Source organism: Variovorax paradoxus, assembly GCF_022009635.1.
Taxonomy (GTDB): domain Bacteria; phylum Pseudomonadota; class Gammaproteobacteria; order Burkholderiales; family Burkholderiaceae_C; genus Variovorax.
In genome coordinates this window covers 4,833,162-4,852,500 of the sequence record NZ_CP091716.1, presented here as the reverse complement: position 1 = coordinate 4,852,500, position 19,339 = coordinate 4,833,162, and the positions used below count along the sequence as shown (strand labels likewise).

Below are 19,339 nucleotides of genomic sequence, written 5' to 3'. Positions count from 1 at the left end.
GACGGATCTTAATAGGTCATCCGGGTGTTGGATATCCCGGTTTAGATGGAAGTAGGCGTGCATTAGGCAAATCCGGTGCACATATACCGAGGCCATCGATCGAGCCAGCTTGCTGGTGAAGTGATTGAACGAGGTTCCAGGAAAAGCCACTAAGCTTCAGCTAACAACGACCGTACCGCAAACCGACACTGGTGCGCGAGATGAGTATTCTAAGGCGCTTGAGAGAACTCAGGAGAAGGAACTCGGCAAATTGACACCGTAACTTCGGAAGAAGGTGTGCCCTATTAGTGTGAAGTGAACAACGGAGCATGAATGGGTTGCAAAAATCGGTGGCTGCGACTGTTTATTAAAAACACAGCACTCTGCAAACACGAAAGTGGACGTATAGGGTGTGACGCCTGCCCGGTGCTGGAAGATTAAATGATGGGGTGCAAGCTCTTGATTGAAGTCCCAGTAAACGGCGGCCGTAACTATAACGGTCCTAAGGTAGCGAAATTCCTTGTCGGGTAAGTTCCGACCTGCACGAATGGCGTAACGATGGCCACACTGTCTCCTCCTGAGACTCAGCGAAGTTGAAATGTTTGTGATGATGCAATCTCCCGCGGAAAGACGGAAAGACCCCATGAACCTTTACTGTAGCTTTGTATTGGACTTTGAACAGATCTGTGTAGGATAGGTGGGAGGCTTTGAAGCAGGGTCGCTAGATCTTGTGGAGCCAACGTTGAAATACCACCCTGGTGTGTTTGAGGTTCTAACCTAGGTCCATTATCTGGATCGGGGACAGTGCATGGTAGGCAGTTTGACTGGGGCGGTCTCCTCCCAAAGCGTAACGGAGGAGTTCGAAGGTACGCTAGTTACGGTCGGACATCGTGACGATAGTGCAATGGCATAAGCGTGCTTAACTGCGAGACTGACAAGTCGAGCAGATGCGAAAGCAGGACATAGTGATCCGGTGGTTCTGTATGGAAGGGCCATCGCTCAACGGATAAAAGGTACTCTGGGGATAACAGGCTGATACCGCCCAAGAGTTCATATCGACGGCGGTGTTTGGCACCTCGATGTCGGCTCATCTCATCCTGGGGCTGTAGCCGGTCCCAAGGGTATGGCTGTTCGCCATTTAAAGAGGTACGTGAGCTGGGTTTAAAACGTCGTGAGACAGTTTGGTCCCTATCTTCCGTGGGCGCTGCAGATTTGAGGAAGCCTGCTCCTAGTACGAGAGGACCGGAGTGGACACACCTCTGGTGTATCGGTTGTCACGCCAGTGGCATTGCCGAGTAGCTAAGTGTGGAAGAGATAACCGCTGAAAGCATCTAAGCGGGAAACTCGTTTCAAGATGAGATCTGCCGGGGCCTTGAGCCCCCTGAAGAGTCGTTCAAGACCAGGACGTTGATAGGTCAGGTGTGGAAGCGCAGTAATGCGTTAAGCTAACTGATACTAATTGCTCGTGCGGCTTGACCCTATAACTTTGATCAAAATACTGATCAAGGTGTTATGCCAAGTTGACGCATTCAAAACAATTCGCCAAAAGTTGATTCCAAACTCTATGAATTCGTTTGGTTGATCATGTGATCAGCCAAGCAACCCTTTATGCCTGATGACCATAGCGAGTTGGTCCCACTCCTTCCCATCCCGAACAGGACAGTGAAACGACTCAGCGCCGATGATAGTGCGGGTTCCCGTGTGAAAGTAGGTCATCGTCAGGCTCTTACAGCCCAGAAAACCCCAGTCAGATACAACTGACTGGGGTTTTTTGCTTTAGGGAACTTGAAAGTGCACACGGTGTGCTATTCAAAACAGGTTAGCGCGCGTAGGTGCCAGTCAGCCGTAACGAGCCTGCAATACCCACAGGATGCCAATAACCACTACAAATAGCACCGCGAACAGAATCCAAGCTTGCGTGAACGCCTGGGTCTCCGTGACCTCGACGGGAGCCGTCGTGGGCGGCGGGTTAGAGGGTGCAGGCGTATGTGAAGTCATTCCTGACTGTACTCCGTGAGGTCGCAGCACTGTTCAGCTTTGCAAAAGCATCTCTAGCCGGAAGACCTGGCACGCAAGCAGATCCGCGCCGATTCAACTCTTCGCTTTTTTCGAAGATTTCGATTTGCCAGCACCGTTGAGTTCGATCGCCTCACGAACGAGTGCCTTGAAGGCAGTTTCATCGACTTCTTCTCCTTCGTGAATGTCGATGGCGCGGCGCATGTTTCCATCGAGACTCGCGTTGAAGAGCCGGGCGGGGTCCTTCAGCGACGCGCCCTTCGCAAAGGTGAGCTTCACAGCGCTCTTGTAAGACTCGCCGGTGCAGATGATCCCGTCGTGCGACCAGACCGGTGTGCCCATCCATTTCCATTCCTCGACGACGTCGGGGTCTGCTTCCTTGATGAGCTTGCGCATCCTGGCGAGCGTTGCGCCGCGCCAGCCCCCGAGCTCGGCGATCTTGTTCGAAATGAGTTCCGAGGCCGGCTGGCTTGGGCTTGTATCGTCCGACTTTTTCATGTCTTCTTCCTGGAAGTTGCCGTGACTCCGAAGCCGAATGGTAGCCGCCTGATCAACCCCCGATCATCACGGTGGGCAGCCCTAGCACGATGCTGCCGCCATGTGCCGTCGCATCACCCATGCGCGCCGCAGATCGACCGCCAATGAGCACCGTTGCCGAGCCTTGAACGATGACGTCGGGCGGCCCCACGCACACGGCGCTGTCGCCTACCGGCGGCGAGCCTGATGTTCTTCGGACTGTCCAGCGTAATGCCGTCGGCGTCGAGCGCAATCCTGTTGCCGTTCCGGTCGGTCAACTCGAGCGCGGCGCCGGAGGAAGAGGAGAGCGCAGGTGCTCCGAATCGGGCGGTGGTGATCCAGTTGCCATCCTGCAGCTCGTGAGTGAGACCGGAGCAGAGCACATTGCCGTTGAAGCGCGCGCCCCTTCGGCACCTTGCTCCTCGCACGCTCAACGGTGGCCGAAACGAGCGACACCGTCGAGGAAACATCGTTGCGACCTCGCGATGGTAGCTGCCACCCAGGCCCACGCGCCCGGCGTGCCCTCAGCACATCGTCAATCGACACTGGCCCCTGAATCCTTCACGATCTTCCCCCACTTCACCGTCTCCGACTGGATGAACGCCGAGAACTTCTCCGGCGTTTCGGCGACGGGGTCGCCACCTTGCTCGATGATCTTCTGCTTGAGCTCGGTCGACGCCATCGCCTTGATGAGCGCGTCGTCGATGCGCTGGATCACGGCGGCCGGGGTGCCTGCAGGCGCCAGCAGCCCGAACCACGATGCTGCATCGAAGCCCGGCACCCCCGCTTCGGCGAGCACCGGCACGTTCGGCAACTGGGCCGAGCGCGTGGCCGTGGTCACGGCCAGCGGGCGCAGCTTGCCCGCCTTCACGAACGAGATCGACGACGGCATGTTGTCGAACATGATGTCGGTCTGCCCGCCCATCAGGTCGGCCAGGGCGGGCGCGCTGCCCTTGTAGGGAATGTGCTGCATCTTCACGCCGGTCATGGTCTTAAAGAGTTCGGCCACGAGGTGGATCGACGTGCCGTTGCCCGACGAGGCATAGGTGACCTTGTCCGGATTGGCCCGGGCATATGCGATCAGCTCCTGCACCGTCTTGTACGGCCGCGACGGGTTCACCACCAGCACGTTCGGCACGGCCACCACGCGGGAGACGGGCGCGAAGTCCTTGAGGTGGTTGTAGGGCATCTTCTTGTAGAGCGCGGGGTTGATGGCATGCGTGCCCACGGTGCCCATCAGCAGCGTGTAGCCGTCGGGCGTCGAGCGCGCCACCGCCTGCGCGCCGATGTTGCCACCAGCTCCCGGCTTGTTGTCGATGACCACCGACTGACCCAGTTCTTTGCTCAGCGCCTGGCCCGCCAGCCGCGCCATAGTGTCGGTCGTGCCGCCTGCGGGGAAGGGCACCACCAGCGTGATGGCCTTGGTCGGCCAGGCGTTCTCCGCTTGCGCGGTGCCGGGCTGCGAGAGCGCGACTCCGCCGACGGCGGCGATCAGGGCGAGCGAGAGGAGGGCGCGGCGATGGTTCGATGTCTGAGCTGGCATGGGGAGTCCCTGTGTCTCTGTTTGAAAAGTCGGCTGGCGGCGTGCATGCGGCGCGGCGGCACACGCGCTGAACCGCGGCTGCTCGGTGGCAGCGATGGGGACGGTATTTTGTGATTCCTCCTTGTTTCACCGACAGTGATGTTTTGGAATCGAGTCCATGCAGCGACGGAATGTCTGGCGCCAGCATGCGAAGGGCCGAGTTCATGCGCTGGAGGAATGACGTTCGGCAAGAAGATCGTTTGACCCGCCCGCCCGCGCTGCCGAAAATTTTGGTTGCGCACTCGACCGATGCGCTCCGGGAATGCCGGGCGCCTCGCGTCACTTCAAGACCACCTCCAATGAACGACACCACCTTCCTCTCCAGCGACGAGATCCGTTCGCTGTTCTCCCGCCGCATGTCCGAGATGTACCGCGAGGAGGTTCCGTTGTACGGCGATCTGCTCGATGTCGTGGCCAACGTCAACGCCGACAGCATGCGCGAGCCGACGCTTCTGGCGCATCTGCGCAAGAACGGCGAACTGGAGCGGATTGATGTCGAGCGCCACGGCGCCATCCGCCTGGGCAAGCCCGAGGAGCTGGCCACGATCCGGCGCCTGTTCAAGGTGATGGGCATGGCGCCCGTCGGCTACTACGACCTGTCCGTGGCCGGTGTGCCGGTGCACTCGACAGCCTTCCGCCCGGTGACCGATGCATCGCTGTCGAACAACCCGTTCCGCGTCTTCACATCGCTGCTGCGGCTCGAGCTGATCGAAGACCTCGCGCTGCGCGCAGAGGTGCAGCAGATCCTGGCGCGCAGGAACATCTTCACGCCGCGCGCGCTGGCACTCATCGAGCAAGCAGAGAAGGCCGGTGGCCTGACGGCTGCAGAGGCGGAAGAATTCGTGGCGCAGGCCCTGGAGACTTTCCGCTGGCACAGCGAGGCCACGGTGAGCAAGGCCACCTACGACAAGCTGCTGGCGGCGCACCGGCTCATCGCCGACGTGGCCTGCTTCAAGGGTCCGCACATCAATCACCTCACGCCGCGCACCCTGAACATCGACGATGCGCAGGTCGATATGACGCGCCGCGGCATGTCCGCCAAGGACGTCATCGAAGGCCCGCCGCGCCGCAAGGTGCCGATCCTGCTGCGCCAGACCAGCTTTCGCGCGCTGCAGGAGCGCGTGGCTTTCGTCGGCGAGAGCGAGGGCGAGGCAGGCACGCACACCGCGCGATTCGGCGAGATCGAGCAACGCGGCGTTGCGCTGACCCGCAAGGGCCGGGCGCTCTACGACGCGCTGCTCTCCCGCGTGCGCGACGCGAACGGCGCCGGCAATGCCGGAGCCGACTACCAGGCGCGACTGAACGCCGCGTTCAATGATTTCCCCGACGACCTGAAGACGATGCGCGAAGAGGGCCTCGGCTTCTTCCGCTATGCACTGACCGACAAGGGCCGCGCCGCGAATCAGGACGCGCTCGGCGCGAAGCCGCTGCATGCGCTCGTCGACGAAGGCTGGCTGGAAGCCGAACCCATCACCTACGAAGACTTTTTGCCCGTGAGCGCTGCCGGCATCTTCCAGTCCAACCTCGGCGCGGACGAGCAGAAGAGCTATGCCGCCAACAGCGCGCAGGCCGTGTTCGAAGCCGCGCTGGGCGCGACGGTGCAAGACGAGATCGCGCTGTACGAAGAAGCGCAGGCGCGCTCGCTGAAAGAGGCCGTTCCTTTCCTGTCCGCGCATTAAGTGCGCGTGGGAACTGGCGAAGGCACCGGATCGATTCCATGACCTGGTCCCGTCGTTTTCTCCCGTCGATGGCTCTCCTGCGCGCGCTGGAAGCCTCCGCGCGCCTGCAGAGCTTCACGGCCGCCGCTGCCGAACTGAACCTTACGCAGAGCGCGGTCAGTCGGCAGATCCGCGCGCTGGAAGAACTGCTGGGCGGCGATCTCTTCGTGCGCGAGCGCCATGCCGTGCGGCTCACGCAGGCGGGTGAAGCCTATGCACAGGAGGTGCGCGAGGCGCTGGGGCGCATATCGACTGCGACTCTCGGCTTTCGCGCCAATCCTTCGGGCGGCACGCTGAACCTCGCCATCCTGCCGACCTTCGGCACGCGCTGGCTGGCGCCGCGCCTGCCCGACTTCGTCGCCGAGCATCCGGGCATCACGATCAACCTCGTGACGCGGCTCGCACCCTTCGACTTCCGCATGGAGCAGATCGACGCGGCCGTGCACTTCGGCCAGCCCGATTGGCTGGGCGCCGAGCTCGATTTCCTGATGAGCGAAACGGTGGTTCCCGCCTGCAGCCGCAAGCTGCGCGAGTTGCATGGCTTCGAGACGCCGACCGATCTGCTGAAGGCGCCGCTGCTGCACCTGGTGTCCCGGCCCCAGGCGTGGAAGCAATGGTTCGCGGCCATGCGGACATCGGTGGACCAGGTGCCGGGCATGCTCGTCGATCAGTTCGCGATGGCCGCACAGGCTGCGATGGCAGGGCTCGGCATCGCGCTGCTGCCGAAGTTCCTCATCGAGCAGGAGCTGGCGCGCGGCGACCTCGTCGAGGCGCTCGACGGGCCGGTGCAAAGCGCTGACAGCTACTACCTCGCCTGGCCTTCGGGCCGTGGCGACTATCCGCCGCTGCGGAGCTTTCGACGCTGGATCGGCGCCGCGGCATCGGCTTTCTGAATTTTCCTTTTTCCCGGACATCCGCACCGTGACCACATTGATCGAAGAACTGCGCGCCATCGTCGGCGCCCCGCATGTGCTGACCGAAGGCGACCTCACCGCCTACGAACAAGACTGGCGCAAGCGCGCGCGCGGCAAGTCGCTGGCCGTGGTGCGCCCGGCCAATGCACAGCAGGTGGCCGGCGTGGTCAAGGCCTGCGCCGCGGCCGGCGCCGCCATCGTTCCCCAGGGCGGCAACACCGGCCTGGCGGTCGGCTCCATCCCCGACGACAGCGGCACCCAGGTGGTGCTGAGCCTGCAGCGCCTGAACGCCGTGCGCACCATCGACGCCGCCAACCTCACCATGACCGTGGAGGCCGGCTGCATTCTTCAAACCCTGCAGGAAACGGCCGAGAAGGCTGGCTTCCTGTTCCCGCTGAGCCTGGCCGCCGAAGGCAGCTGCACCATCGGCGGCAACCTGGCCACCAATGCCGGCGGCACCCAGGTGGTTCGCTACGGCAACACGCGCGAGCTGTGCCTGGGCCTGGAAGTGGTCACGCCCCAGGGCGAGATCTGGGAAGGCACCAGCGGCCTGCGCAAGGACAACACCGGCTACGACCTGCGCGACCTGTTCGTGGGAAGCGAAGGCACGCTGGGCATCATCACCGCCGCGACCATGAAGCTGTATCCGCTGCCGGCCGCGCAGCTCACGGCCTGGGCGGCCGTGCCTTCGCTGGACCATGCGGTCACCCTGCTGGGCCTGGCGCACAAGCACCTGGGCGCGGGCCTGACCGGCTTCGAGGTGATGGGCAAGTTCGCCCTCAGCCTGGTCGACAAGCACATGCCGCAGCTGCGCGTGCCCTTCATCAATGACGAAGCGGTGCCGTACTGCGTGCTGCTGGAGAACTCCGACAACGAATCCGAAGACCATGCTCGCGCGCGCTTCGAGGCCCTGCTGGAAACCGCCTTCGAAGACGGCTGCGTCACCGACGCGGTGGTGGCCGAGAACCTCACGCAGGCGCACCAGCTGTGGCACATCCGCGAGAGCATTCCGCTGGCGCAGGCCGAGGAAGGCCTGAACATCAAGCACGACATCTCGATTCCGGTGTCGCGCATCCCGGCCTTCGTGGAAGAGACCGATGCCCTGCTCAAGCGCGAGATCGAAGGCGTGCGCCTCGTGAACTTCGGCCACCTGGGCGACGGCAACCTGCACTACAACGTGCAGGCGCCGGAGAACATCGACACCAAGGCGTTCCTGAAGAACGAGGAAGAGCGCATCAACACGCTGGTGTACGACGCGGTGGAGAAGTTCGGCGGCTCGTTCTCGGCCGAGCACGGCGTGGGCTCCTTGAAGGTCGACAAGCTGGAGAGGCACAAGTCGCCCGTGGCGCTGGAGATGATGCGGGCCATCAAGCGCGGGCTCGATCCGAAGAACACGCTCAACCCGGGGCGCATGATCCGGGTCTAGTTTTCGAGGCATTTCTCCCTCCCCTCACGGGGGAGGGCCGGGGTGGGGGCACGACGGCCTCACCCCCCATTCACAACGCTCATTGGGCACTGCCCCCATCCCAGCCTTCCCCCGGAAGGGGAAGGAGCAAAGCCTATTCGCGTGGTCCAGGTCTAGTTTTCGGCGCATTTCTCCCTCCCCTCCCGGGGGAGGGCCGGGGTGGGGGCACGACGGCCTAACCCTATTCACAACGCTCGTTGGGCGCTGCCCCCATCCCAGCCTTCCCCCGGAAGGGGAAGGAGCAAAACCTATCGCTCAGCTACCGGCCGGCTCCATGCCGAATTGGCGCTTTGCCGCTTCGCTTTCCTTCGAAGTCAGGCAGGCGAGCAGGTCGATCACCGCATCGCGCTGCGACGCTCCCACGCCAGGCGCGGCACTGAAGGTTGTGGTGATCTGTATCTCCGCCGGCAGCGGCCCCAGCAGCGCGATGCCCTCGACGCCCATCAGCTCGCTCAGTTGCTGGAACCCCAACGCAGCCTCACCACGCGCGACGAGCGAGCCTACCGACACGCCGACCGGTGCCTGCACCAGCCGCTGCCCGATCGTGCCGGCAATGCCCCAGCGCTCGAACAGCGTCATCAGCGCCACGCCGCTCGGCCCGGTCGAGTAGGCGATGCTCTCGGCTTCCAGCACCGCGCGTCGCACCGCGTCTTCACTCGAAATATCGGGCCGCGCGGCACTCGCGTGCACCGCCACGGCAACGCCGGAGCGGACCACATCGACCTTGCGTGACGCATCCACCTTGCCGGCTGCAGCCAGCTTGTCGATCGCATCCGATGCCAGCACCATCAGATCGAAGAGTTCGCCTGACGACACGCGCCGCGCAGCTTCCACACCGCCGACCGACTCGAAAGCAACCGCCACGCCGCTCGAACGCGTGTACGCCGCAGTCAGTTCCAGCATCAGGCCGCGCGTGGCCATCGAGCCGATTCCCTGGATCGCCTTGCTCATGTGTTTCCGCCAGGAAAAATCAGGAGTCGCGGCCGATCAGCCGGTCAGCATAGGCCTGCCAGTCGCTGCCGCCATCGAGTCCATCGAACACGCCCTCGTGCGCCTGCGAAGCCACCCAGTCCTGCTTCGACGCAATGGCCGCAGCCATCAGCGGCTCGAAGCCGGCCTCGCGAACCGTCTGCGCCGCTTCGCGCATTTCCTCGGCGCGGCGCTTGCCGTGCTGCACGACGCGGCTGAAGAAGTAGGCGCCTTGCTTGTCCCAGTCGATCTGCGGGAAGGTCTCCTTCAGCGTCGGCAGCACATGCGCTTCCACGCCATAGCGCCGCGCGGTGGTGTAGCTCTCGATGACCAGCGCTTCCAACCCCTTGATCATGATGCTGCGGCTCATCTTGATGGCCGAGGCCACGCCGAGCTGTTCGCTCACCACGCGCACCTCCATGCCCCAGCCGGCCAGCGTCGCGGCCAGCGCTTCGGCCTGCGCGCCGCCCAGCAGCATCGGCACGCGGATGCCGTATGGCGGCACCGAGGTCATCACGCCGGCTTCCACATAGGCTGTGCCCACGGCCTCCAGCGCCGCCGCCGCGCGCTGCTTGGTGCCGGGCGACGCCGAGTTGAGATCGAGAAAGCGGCTGCCGCTGCGCGCATGACGCGCGGCTTCCTCGGCCACGGCCAGCGTGTTGGACGCGGTGACGGCCGAGACGAGCAGGGCGGCATGGCTGCAAAGCTCCTGCATGCCGCTCGCCACACGCATTCCGTCGCCTTCCGCCGCGGCGCGCGCCGCCGCGCCCGTTGCCGGATCGGTGAAGCGCTTGTCCCAGACCCAGACGGCATCCACGCCGTCCTTTGCGTGCAGCCCTCGTCCGAAGATGCCGCCTACCTCGCCATAGCCGATCAGGCCCAGTGTCGTTCCCATGATGGTGTGTCTCTTCGTGGTGTCTTCAGTCGACGGTGATGTGGGCGCTCTTGATCACGCGGTCCCACCGCTTCATTTCGCTCGCGATCAACTGGCCGAAGACCTGCGGCGTCGACGGCGTGGGCTCCGCGCCTTCCGCGTTCAGCCGTGCCTTGACCTCGGCCGAATTGAGCGACTGGTTGATCTGCCGGTTGAGCAGGGCGACGATGTCCGCGGGCGTGCCCGCCGGCGCGACCACGCCGTACCACTGGTCCGCCTCGAAATCCTTCGTTCCGGGGACGCCGCTTTCGGCCACGGTCGGCACGTCGGGCAACAGCGCGATGCGTTGGGGGCTCGACACCGCCAGCGCGCGCAGCTTGCCGGCCTTGATGTGCGGCAGCAGCGCCGGCGCGCCGGTGAACAGCAATTGCAGTTGGCCCGCGAGCAGGTCCGTCACCGCCGGCGCGGTACCCCGGTAGGGCACATGCAGGAAGGAGGCGCCGGTCTGCAGCTTGAGATATTCGGTCGCGATGTGCGCGGCGCTGCCGTTGCCGCCGGAGCCGAAGGCCAGCTTCCCCGGCTGTGCCTTGGCCAGCGCCACCAGTTCGGCCAGCGTGCGGGCCGGCACCGATGCATGCACCACCAGCACGTTCGGCACGCGCGCCACCCAAGCCACGGGCGCGAAGCTGCGCACCGGGTCGTAGTCGAGCTTGGGATACAGCGACGGGTTGATGGCCAGCGTGCCGATGTGGCCCATCAGCAGCGTGTAGCCGTCGGCGGGGGACTTCGCCACCTTGTCCGCGCCGATGGAGCCGCCGGCGCCGGGCAGGTTGTCGACCACCACCGGCTGGTGCCAGGCGTGGCCCAGCTCGAGGCCGATGGCCCGCCCGAGCACGTCGGTGGAGCCGCCGGGCGTGAACGGAATGACCATGCGGATCGGCTTGGACGGATAAGCCTGCTGCGCATTGGCGGCGCGGCTTGCCGGCAGAAGGGCGGCGGCTGCCGCGGCGAGGCAGGCCTGGCGGCGGTTGATGCTCATGGTGGTCATGGCGTTCGTCGTCAATCGGGCTTGATGCCGGCTTCGCGGATCAGCTTGCCGTAGCGCGCCACGTCGGTCTTCAGCAGCGTGGCGAACTGCTCGGTCGGCCCCGGCAGCGGAATGCCGCCGGCCGCCGCGAGCTGCGCCCGCACCTCGGGCGAGTCGATGGCTTTCTGTACCGCGTCATGCAGCTTGTCGACCACGGGCTTGGGCAGGCCGGCCGGCCCGACGAAGCCATACCAGACGCTGGCCTCGAACCCCGGATAGCCCGACTCGGCCACGGTGGGCACGCCGGGCAACACGGCGGAGCGCTCGGCGCTCATCACCGCCAGCACGCGCAGCTTGCCCGACTTGGCGAGCGGCAGCGCCTCGAGCGCGTTCACCGCGACCACGTCGACATGGCCGCCGAGCACGTCGGTGAGCGCCTGCGCGCCGCCCTTGTAGGGCACGTGCCGAAGTTGCAGGCCGGCGGTGTGCTGGAAGAGCTCCATGGCCAGGTGCGGTGTCGATCCGTTGCCTGGCGTGGCGACGGTCACTCCGCCAGGCTTGGCCTTGGTCGCGGCGACCAGTTCGGGCAGCGTCTTGATGGCGGATTCCTCGCGCACCGTGAACACCACCGGCACGCGGCCGACCGATGCCACCGGCGTCAGCTCGCGCTCCAGGTCGTAGGGCGCGGGCTGGAACAGCGACGGGTTCACCGCCAGTGCATTGGCTGCCAGCAGCAGCGTGTAGCCATCGGGCGGGCTGGTGATGACCGACTTGATCGCGATGTTGGTGCCCGCGCCGGGCTTGTTCTCGACGATCACCGGCTGCCCGAGGATGGCCGACATCTTCAGCCCCACGGAGCGCGCGATGGCATCGACCGCGCCGCCTGCGCTGTAGCCCACGAGCACCTTCACGGGCTTGGACGGGAACGCGTCGGCCGCGCCAGCGATGCCGAAATGGCCGGACACGGCCAGCGCGGCAACGCCCAGCACGAGTCGTCGGGAAAGGGATTTCATTGTTGTTGTCTCCGGAGTCGAAAGAGGAAGCGCGGTCAGCGCCGGTCGGGCGCGGTCGCGTTGTCCCAGGCCTGCGGTGCCGCGTCCTTGCCGGCCACCGAATAGAGCGCGCCGGGCGCGTTGCGGGTCTGCTGGAAATCTTCCAGCGACTGGCCGCGCATGGCGGCATAGATGTGCAGGTTCGACACGCCTACCACCGCGCCCAGCTTCTCCAGCATGAAGAAGATCACGCCGTACTGGATCAGGCCGCGCCAGTCGCGCTGGCGCACCATCTCGCGTTCCTTTTCGGTCAGCGCCGCGGCCTCGAATGCGGCCTCCTCATTGGCCAGGAAGGCTGCGCGATGCGCCGGGCGCGTCATGCCGTGCAGGAACTTGTTGAGGCGATAGGCTCGCACGCTGGTCTCCAGCGTGAACGGATAAGTGCCGCGCAGTGCTTCCACGCCGGCCAGCTCCTGCTCGACGTGGCGGCGGTGCCGCTCGACCTCGCCGGCAATGGGCGGGCTCGCCAGGTTCTCGTAGATGGCCGTGGCAATGCCGGTCATCGAGGGCAGGTAGTAGCTCTGGTGCGTCTTGCGAACATTCGCCGACAGGGCGCCGCGCATCACCAGCCACATGATGACCTCGGCACCTTCCATGCCGCCGAGCGTGGCCAGTTCGGCCTGCGTCATCTCGGTCAGCCGCACGGGGTCGTTCTCGATCAGGTCGAGGAACTGCGCGTCCCATGCGGTGTTGTTGAAGCCCGCGCGTTCGCCGTGCACCTGATGCGAGAGGCCGCCGGTGGCGACGATCGCCACGCCGATGTCCTCCGGGTAGCTCTCGATCGCGCGGCGCAGCGCCTGGCCGAGCCTGTAGCAGCGGCGCGCCGAAGGCACCGGCGACTGCAGCACGCCCACCTGCAGCGGCACCACGGGAATCGGCCATGCCGGCTCGTGCGGGCACAGCAGTGACATCGGCGAGAACACGCCGTGGTCCAGCGCGCGGTCCTGGAAGAAGGACATGTCGAACTCGTCCGCCACCAGCGAGCGGCCGATGTGCCGCGCCAGCGCCGGATGGCCCGCCAGCGGCGGCAGGTCGCGCGCGCCGCCGCCTTCGTCGGCCACCTCGTGCCGTTCACCCACGCCGAGGGTGAAGGCCGAGTAGTGGTCGAAGAAGAAGGAACTGACGTGGTCGTTGTAGATGAAGAACAGCACATCGGGCTTCTTGTCGGCCAGCCACTGCTGCACCGGCGCGAAGGCCTCGAAGATGGGCGCCCAGACCGGGTCCTGCTGCTTGTTCTTGTCGAACGCGAAGCCGATGGTGGGCGTGTGCGAGCAGGCGACGGCGCCGATGATGCGAGCCACGGTGCGTTTCCTCGCTCAGTCGATGTAGCGCAGGCCGGCCTTGGCCAGCGGCTCGCGCATGCCGTACATGTCCAGCCCCAGTTCGCCGGCCGCGAAACGCGCGCGCTTGCCGGTTTCGTTGGCCTCGCGCGCTTCGGCTGCATCGGCCACGCGCGCTGCAAGCTGCGCCGGCACCACCACCACGCCGTCGATGTCGGCCACCACCACGTCGCCCGGCTGCACCAGCGCGCCGGCGCACACCACGGGCACGTTGACCGAGCCCAGCGTCGCCTTGATCGTGCCCTTGGAGTGGATGGCGCGGCTGAACACGGGAAAGTCCATGGCGATGAGGTCGCGCACGTCGCGCACGCCGCCGTCGATCACCAGGCCCTTGCAGCCGCGCGCCTTGAACGAGGTGGCCAGCAGGTCGCCGAAGAAGCCGTCGGTGCTGTCGGCGGTGCAGGCGGCAACGACCACGTCGCCGGGCTGGATCTGCTCGGCCGCCACGTGCAGCATCCAGTTGTCGCCGGGCTGCAGCAGCACGGTGACGGCGGTGCCGCACAGGCGCGCCTCGGGGTGGATGGGGCGGATGCGCGGCGCCATCAGGCCGAGGCGGCCCAGCGCCTCGTGCACCGTGGAAACGCCGAAGCGCGACAGCTTCTCGACGGCGGCCGCGTCGGCGCGAACCACGCTGCGGTGCACGACGCCGAGTTCCTGGAGTGGCATGGCGGTCATGTTCAGAGTCCTTTTTGAGAGAGCGCGCGGTCCAGGCGCGGATACACGCGGCGCGCGTTGCCTTCGTAGATCTGGCGGCGGGCCTTGTCGTCGAGCATGGGCGTGGCGTCGATGTAGCGGCGCGTGTCGTCGTAGTTGAAGCCGGTCTCGGGGTCGATGCCGCGCACCGCGCCGATCATTTCGCTCGCGAACAGCACGTTGTCGACCGGGATCACGCGCGTGAGCAGGTCGATGCCCGGCTGGTGGTAGACGCAGGTGTCGAAGAAGATGTTGTTGAGCAGGTGGTCCTTCAGCAGCGGCTTCTTCAGCTCCTGCGCGAGGCCGCGAAAACGCCCCCAGTGGTAAGGCACCGCGCCGCCGCCGTGTGGAATGACGAAGCGCAGCGCCGGGAAGTCCTTGAACAGGTCCGATGTGAGGCACTGCATGAAGGCCGTGGTGTCGGCATTCAGGTAGTGCGCGCCGGTGGTGTGGAAGCAGGCGTTGCAACTGGTGCTCACGTGCACCATCGCGGGAATGTCCAGCTCCACCATCTTTTCGTAGAGCGGATACCAGTGGCGGTCCGACAGCGGCGGGCTGGTCCAGTGGCCGCCCGAGGGGTCCGGGTTGAGGTTGATGCCCACGAAGCCGTATTCGTTCACGCAGCGCTCCAGCTCCGGAATGCAGCTGGCAGGGTCGACGCCGGGCGATTGCGGCAGCATCGCCGCGCCGATGAAGTGATCGGGAAAAAGCTCGCTCACGCGGAAGCACAGCTCGTTGCAGATGGCGGCCCAGGTCGAGGAGACCTCGAAGTCGCCGATGTGATGCGCCATGAAGCTCGCGCGCGGGCTGAAGATGGTCAGGTCGCTGCCGCGCTCCTTCATCAGGCGCAGCTGGTTGGTCTCGATGGATTCGCGCAGTTCGTCGTCGCTGATCTTCAGCTCCGAGACCTTGGGCCTTTCCGATGGGGCCGTGATACCGGCGATCTGCCGGTTGCGCCATGCCTCCAGGGCCTTGGGCGCGGTCGTGTAGTGGCCGTGACAGTCGATGATCATTCGCAGCGCTCCGGGCGGTGTGCAGTGGTGGCTTCAAGCATGGAAGAAGTCTGCGCCGCAGCGGCGACGCGTGGCGTGAGTTAGCGTTGCGCTGCCATCATTCTTTTTTATCGACAAGGGTTAACCCTTGACGTCGAAAATGCATGATCCAGGGCAGAGCATCCAGCCATGACCAAGCAAATCGAACATCACAAAGTTATCGGCCATGCCGACAGCGTGGCGCTTGGCATCAACTTGCGGCACCTGCGGGCGTTCTCGGCCGTGGCCGCGGCGGGGAGCGTCGCGGCGGCCGCGGACGCGCTGTACCGGGTGGCGTCCGCGGTGACGCGCTCGGTGCTGGACCTGGAAGCCGCGCTCGGCCGCCCGCTGTTCGACCGGCGCGCACGGGGCATGGCGCTCAACGCCTACGGAGAGCTGGTGCTGGTGCGCGCGTTGCGCATCGAGCGCGAGTTCGAAGAAGCGCGCACGCAGCTCGTGGCGCGCGGCGGAATGGACGGCGGCGCCGATGTCCATTCGCTCTTCACCTCGATCCTGAACGGCCGTCGTCTTGCCGTGGTCGCGAGCCTCGCGCAGAAGCGCAACATGCCCGCCGTGGCACGCGAGTTCGGCATCACGCAGCCGGCCATCAGCAGCGCGCTCAAGGACCTGGAAAGCGGGCTGGGCGTCGCGCTCTTCACGCGAACGGCACGAGGCTTGTCGCCGACGCCGGCCGGCGAGATCGTCGCCTTCTATTTCAAGCGGGTGCTGTCGGAGCTGAGGCACATCGGCCCCGACATCGCCGCCAGCGAAGGCAGCCTGCAGGGCAGCGTGACCGTGGGCGCGCTGCCGCTCGGGCGCACGCAGATCCTGCCGCTGGCGATTGCCTCCTTGCTGGCGCGGCATCCGCAGTTGCATGTTTCCACGGTGGAGAGTCCTTACGACGCGCTGGCGGCGTCGCTGCGCAGCGGCGACATCGACTTCATTCTCGGCGCACTGCGCAACAACGCCGGCGAGGTCAAAGACCTGCAGCAGCAGGCGCTGTTCGAAGACCGCATCTCGGTGATCGCGCGCGCCGGGCATCCGCTCGCGCGCGCGGAGCGCATCGATTTCAGGATGCTGCGCGAGGCGCGCTGGACACTTTCACGGCAGGGCTCGCCTTCGCGCGAGCTGCTGGAGCGCTTCTTCTCGAATGCCCGGCAGGCGCCGCCGCTGCCGGCAGTGGAGACCGGCGATCTCGCCGTGCTTCGCGGGCTGCTGCTGGAAAGCGACATGCTCACCGCGATCTCGGCGCACCAGTTGCGCTACGAAATCCGCGACGGCAGCTTGGTGGTGCTGGACTTTCCGCTGGAGGAAACGCGGCGCGAGATCGGCCTGACGCAACGCCTGGGCGCCTTTCCTTCACCAGGGGCGCGTGCCTTGATGGAAGAGATCGGCAAGGTGGTGGCGGGGTCCGCGGACTTCCGCTGAAAGGGCTCAGCCGGCGGGCGGCCTGGCCACGAAGGCCTGCTTGCCATGCCGGTCGAAACCCGCGCCCTCGTAGAACCTGAGCGTCGCCTCGTCCTTGCGGCCGGTCATCAGCATGACCTTGTAGCAGCGCTCGGCCCATGCGAAGGCGAGCGCCTCGTGCAGCACCGCCTTCGCGTGGCCTTTCTTGCGGTGGTCGGCATGCGTCACGACGTTCTCGATCACGCCATAAGGCCTGCAGCCGCGCGTGAGATTCGGAATGACGGTGATGGTGCAGCTGCACACCAGTTGCTCGTCCACGTAGCCGCCGAAGTAGCGGCAGCGCGTATTTGCCAGAAGCTCGCGCCAGACGGCGGCCACATGCGCTTCGTCGGGAAGCGGGTCGTCGGATGCGTGCAGGTGGCTGTAGAGCGCCAGCAACGCCGGGAGTTCGGATTCGGAAATCTGGCGTATCTTCATCCCGCCATTCTGACGGGGCGAGGGCGGGAGCAAGGCTCAGTCGAGCTCGGCACGCGAGAACAGGTCGCGCATCTGTTCCTTGTTCTCGCACATGGCATGGAAGGCGACGGCGAATGTCTCGAGCGCCTGCCTGTCGCTGGAGTAGGCGCAGAACATACTGCCTTCGGGGTCCAGCCGCACGATGTCTTTCAGCTCGGGCATCTTCTCTTCGAGGAACACCGTGGCCAGCGAACCCCAGTCGTAGCCGTTGCCTTCGAAGCCGTCTTCCGCGCGCTCCGCGAAGATGTCGGCGCGGTAGTCGCCGGCGTTGAGGATGACCGATGTGCTCCTGTCGCCCTGGACGATCTGGAAGGGACTGATCGCTTCAAGAGTGCTCATTTCGAAGGCTCCGTTTTCGTGGAAATCGGGTGGATGGCCATGGTCCATGACAGGACGCCGGCGGGCCGATGCTCGCCGCGTCGCGTGACACTGCGACGAATGTCGCAGGTCCCCCGCCCGGCGCGGGGCCTTACTGGAACCCCAGTTCCGGCATCGCCAGCCCGCGCGATGCCTTCTGGCCGGCAATCGCGCGAAGGCCGTGGGCCGCCGCAGGCGCGCCGTGGCCGTGTTCCAGCTTGAACTGCCCGACGATCTGCGCGAGGCTGCCCGCCTGTTCCTGCAGCGATTGCGCCGCCGCCGAGGCTTCCTCGACCAGCGCCGCATTCTGTTGCGTGGCCTGGTCCATCTGCGTGATGGCCTGGTTGATCTGCTCGATGCCCGATGTCTGCTCCTGGCTCGCCGCGCTGATCTCGCCCATGATGTCGGTCACGCGCTTCACGCTGCCGACGATCTCGTCCATGGTGCGGCCGGCATCGGCCACCTGGCGGCTGCCTTCCTCGACCTTCTCGACCGAATTGCCGATCAGCGTCTTGATTTCCTTGGCCGCCGCGGCCGAGCGCTGCGCCAGGTTGCGCACCTCCGAGGCCACCACCGCGAAGCCGCGTCCCTGGTCGCCCGCGCGGGCCGCTTCCACCGCCGCGTTCAGCGCCAGGATGTTGGTCTGGAAGGCGATGCCGTCGATCACGCTGATGATGTCGACGATCTTCTTGGACGACGCATTGATCGAGCCCATGGTCTCCACGACCTGGAACACGACGCTGCCGCCGCGCACGGCCACTTCCGAGGCCGAGGTGGCGAGCTGGTTGGCCTGGCGCGCGTTGTCGGCGTTCTGCTTGACGGTCGAGGTCAGTTCCTCGATGGACGCAGCGGTTTCCTCCAGCGAGCTGGCTTGTTCCTCGGTGCGCGACGACAGGTCCTGGTTGCCGGTGGCGATCTGCGTGCTGGCGGTCGACACGTTCATCACCACGCCGTGCACCTGCGTCAGCGAGCCTTGCAGGGCAGTGCGCATCAGGTCCAGGGCGCGCAGCAGGTGGCCGGTTTCGTCGTTGGCGTAGCTGTGCTGGGGCTTGCCGGTGAGGTCCATGTCGGCGATTGCCTGGGCGATGGTCTCGGCGTTGTGCAGCGGGCGGGTGATGCTGCGCGCCAGGAACCAGGCCAGCAGCGCGCCCAGCACCAGGCTCACCGTGGAGCACACGATCAGCAGCGTGCTGGTCTGCGCGCGCAGGTTGTTGGCGCGCGCCGCGGCGGCGTCGAGCTGCTCGCGCTGCAGGTTCACGACCTGCTGCACGCCGGCGATGTAGCTGGTCGACGTGGGCTGGAACTGCGAGTCGAAGAGCCGGTTGGCGCCCGCCAGGTCGCCGCTGACCTTGGCCTTGCTCACTTCCTCGCGCGATGCGAGGTAGCCCTTGCGCAGCGTTGCGACCTTCTCGAGCAATTGCTTTTCCTCGGGCTTGACCAGCTTGCCCTCGATGAATTTCTGCAGCTCGTTGGTGTCCTTGATCGAGGCGGCCGTTGCCGGCGCGAAGTAGTCGATCAGGCTCGAGTCGCTGCTCTTGGCGATGGCCGCCGCGCGCTGGACGCCCGCGGTGGTATGGCGCAGCCAGTCGGCGCCCGCGCGCTCGGTCTTCACGTTGTCCTCGATCATCGTGTCGATCTCGACGCTCAATTGGCGCAGCTTGAATACCGCGGCGACGCTGGTGGCGAGAAATAGCGCCAGGATGAGGCCCAGCACGATGGCCAGGCGTTTGCCAATTGAGACGTTGCTCAGGAACATGGTCGGACTCCAATACTCGGGAAATGGAAAGGCCACCCCGTCGGTCGTGACGGGCAGCCTTGAAAGCGCAGAAGGGCGGCGGTCGCCGCGCTCCACTTCCTGTTATCGGCAGTCCAATTGCAAACTT

Annotated in this window: 17 protein-coding genes and 2 rRNA genes (1 of these 19 running past the window's edge); 6 read left to right on the top strand and 13 right to left on the bottom strand. The window is 65.4% G+C overall.

The window, feature by feature from the left end:
• Both L3V85_RS22375 and rrf read left to right on the top strand, forming a co-directional pair.
• A 23S ribosomal RNA gene (locus L3V85_RS22375) occupies positions 1 to 1,459 on the top strand (it extends 1,405 nt beyond the left edge of the window).
• Between the two features lie 131 nt (positions 1,460 to 1,590).
• Positions 1,591 to 1,703, top strand: a 5S ribosomal RNA gene (gene rrf / locus L3V85_RS22370).
• A gap of 367 nt (positions 1,704 to 2,070) precedes the next feature.
• On the opposite strand, the gene L3V85_RS22365 is transcribed toward rrf, so the two are convergent.
• The 3 genes from L3V85_RS22365 to L3V85_RS22355 form a co-directional block, all read right to left on the bottom strand.
• The gene (locus L3V85_RS22365; RefSeq protein ID WP_237674896.1) at positions 2,071 to 2,493 is read right to left on the bottom strand and encodes a DUF1801 domain-containing protein; all 423 of its coding nucleotides are present in this window, start codon (positions 2,491 to 2,493) and stop codon (positions 2,071 to 2,073) included.
• A gap of 52 nt (positions 2,494 to 2,545) precedes the next feature.
• A complete protein-coding gene (locus L3V85_RS37365; protein WP_272933992.1) occupies positions 2,546 to 2,764 on the bottom strand; it encodes a PAAR domain-containing protein in 219 nt (72 codons plus the stop codon).
• A gap of 282 nt (positions 2,765 to 3,046) precedes the next feature.
• The gene (locus L3V85_RS22355; protein WP_237674895.1) at positions 3,047 to 4,054 is read right to left on the bottom strand and encodes a Bug family tripartite tricarboxylate transporter substrate binding protein; all 1,008 of its coding nucleotides are present in this window, start codon (positions 4,052 to 4,054) and stop codon (positions 3,047 to 3,049) included.
• A 338-nt stretch (positions 4,055 to 4,392) separates the two neighbouring features.
• On the opposite strand from L3V85_RS22355, the gene hglS reads away from it, so the two are divergent.
• The 3 genes from hglS to L3V85_RS22340 are packed head-to-tail and all read left to right on the top strand — an operon-like array spanning position 4,393 to position 8,151.
• Positions 4,393 to 5,772 carry a 2-oxoadipate dioxygenase/decarboxylase HglS gene (gene hglS / locus L3V85_RS22350; protein WP_237674894.1) on the top strand — a complete coding sequence of 460 codons (1,380 nt, stop codon included), beginning with the start codon at positions 4,393 to 4,395 and terminating at the stop codon, positions 5,770 to 5,772.
• A gap of 38 nt (positions 5,773 to 5,810) precedes the next feature.
• Positions 5,811 to 6,704 (top strand): LysR family transcriptional regulator, encoded by an 894-nt coding sequence (locus L3V85_RS22345; protein ID WP_237674893.1) that lies wholly within the window; start codon positions 5,811 to 5,813, stop codon positions 6,702 to 6,704.
• A gap of 28 nt (positions 6,705 to 6,732) precedes the next feature.
• Positions 6,733 to 8,151, top strand: a complete 1,419-nt coding sequence (locus L3V85_RS22340; protein ID WP_237674892.1) for an FAD-binding oxidoreductase — start codon at positions 6,733 to 6,735, stop codon at positions 8,149 to 8,151.
• A 294-nt stretch (positions 8,152 to 8,445) separates the two neighbouring features.
• On the opposite strand, the gene L3V85_RS22335 is transcribed toward L3V85_RS22340, so the two are convergent.
• From L3V85_RS22335 to L3V85_RS22305, 7 genes are read right to left on the bottom strand one after another with little or no spacing between them, the layout of a single operon-like run.
• Positions 8,446 to 9,141, bottom strand: coding sequence for a substrate-binding domain-containing protein (locus tag L3V85_RS22335; protein WP_237674891.1), 696 nt, complete (start codon positions 9,139 to 9,141; stop codon positions 8,446 to 8,448).
• A gap of 19 nt (positions 9,142 to 9,160) precedes the next feature.
• On the bottom strand, positions 9,161 to 10,054 hold the full coding sequence (locus L3V85_RS22330) for a DUF1932 domain-containing protein (protein ID WP_237674890.1): 894 nt from the start codon (positions 10,052 to 10,054) through the stop codon (positions 9,161 to 9,163).
• A 25-nt stretch (positions 10,055 to 10,079) separates the two neighbouring features.
• Complete coding sequence (locus L3V85_RS22325; protein WP_237674889.1) at positions 10,080 to 11,072, bottom strand: Bug family tripartite tricarboxylate transporter substrate binding protein; 993 nt, start codon at positions 11,070 to 11,072, stop codon at positions 10,080 to 10,082.
• A 20-nt stretch (positions 11,073 to 11,092) separates the two neighbouring features.
• Positions 11,093 to 12,073 (bottom strand): Bug family tripartite tricarboxylate transporter substrate binding protein, encoded by a 981-nt coding sequence (locus tag L3V85_RS22320; protein WP_237674888.1) that lies wholly within the window; start codon positions 12,071 to 12,073, stop codon positions 11,093 to 11,095.
• 35 nt (positions 12,074 to 12,108) lie between these two features.
• Positions 12,109 to 13,413, bottom strand: coding sequence for a gallate dioxygenase (locus tag L3V85_RS22315; RefSeq protein ID WP_237674887.1), 1,305 nt, complete (start codon positions 13,411 to 13,413; stop codon positions 12,109 to 12,111).
• A 15-nt stretch (positions 13,414 to 13,428) separates the two neighbouring features.
• Positions 13,429 to 14,118 (bottom strand): 4-carboxy-4-hydroxy-2-oxoadipate aldolase/oxaloacetate decarboxylase, encoded by a 690-nt coding sequence (ligK, locus tag L3V85_RS22310; protein WP_414080239.1) that lies wholly within the window; start codon positions 14,116 to 14,118, stop codon positions 13,429 to 13,431.
• Between the two features lie 11 nt (positions 14,119 to 14,129).
• Positions 14,130 to 15,158 (bottom strand): amidohydrolase family protein, encoded by a 1,029-nt coding sequence (locus tag L3V85_RS22305; protein WP_237674885.1) that lies wholly within the window; start codon positions 15,156 to 15,158, stop codon positions 14,130 to 14,132.
• A gap of 168 nt (positions 15,159 to 15,326) precedes the next feature.
• On the opposite strand from L3V85_RS22305, the gene L3V85_RS22300 reads away from it, so the two are divergent.
• Complete coding sequence (locus L3V85_RS22300; protein WP_237674884.1) at positions 15,327 to 16,604, top strand: LysR family transcriptional regulator; 1,278 nt, start codon at positions 15,327 to 15,329, stop codon at positions 16,602 to 16,604.
• Between the two features lie 6 nt (positions 16,605 to 16,610).
• Here L3V85_RS22300 and L3V85_RS22295 read toward each other — a convergent pair whose 3' ends face one another.
• From L3V85_RS22295 to L3V85_RS22285, 3 genes are all read right to left on the bottom strand, one after another.
• Positions 16,611 to 17,060 (bottom strand): GNAT family N-acetyltransferase, encoded by a 450-nt coding sequence (locus L3V85_RS22295; protein ID WP_237674883.1) that lies wholly within the window; start codon positions 17,058 to 17,060, stop codon positions 16,611 to 16,613.
• A 36-nt stretch (positions 17,061 to 17,096) separates the two neighbouring features.
• Positions 17,097 to 17,438 carry an immunity 51 family protein gene (locus L3V85_RS22290; RefSeq protein ID WP_237674882.1) on the bottom strand — a complete coding sequence of 114 codons (342 nt, stop codon included), beginning with the start codon at positions 17,436 to 17,438 and terminating at the stop codon, positions 17,097 to 17,099.
• Positions 17,439 to 17,568: 130 nt separating this feature from the next.
• Positions 17,569 to 19,212, bottom strand: coding sequence for a methyl-accepting chemotaxis protein (locus L3V85_RS22285; RefSeq protein WP_237674881.1), 1,644 nt, complete (start codon positions 19,210 to 19,212; stop codon positions 17,569 to 17,571).
• Positions 19,213 to 19,339: the final 127 nt, after the last annotated feature.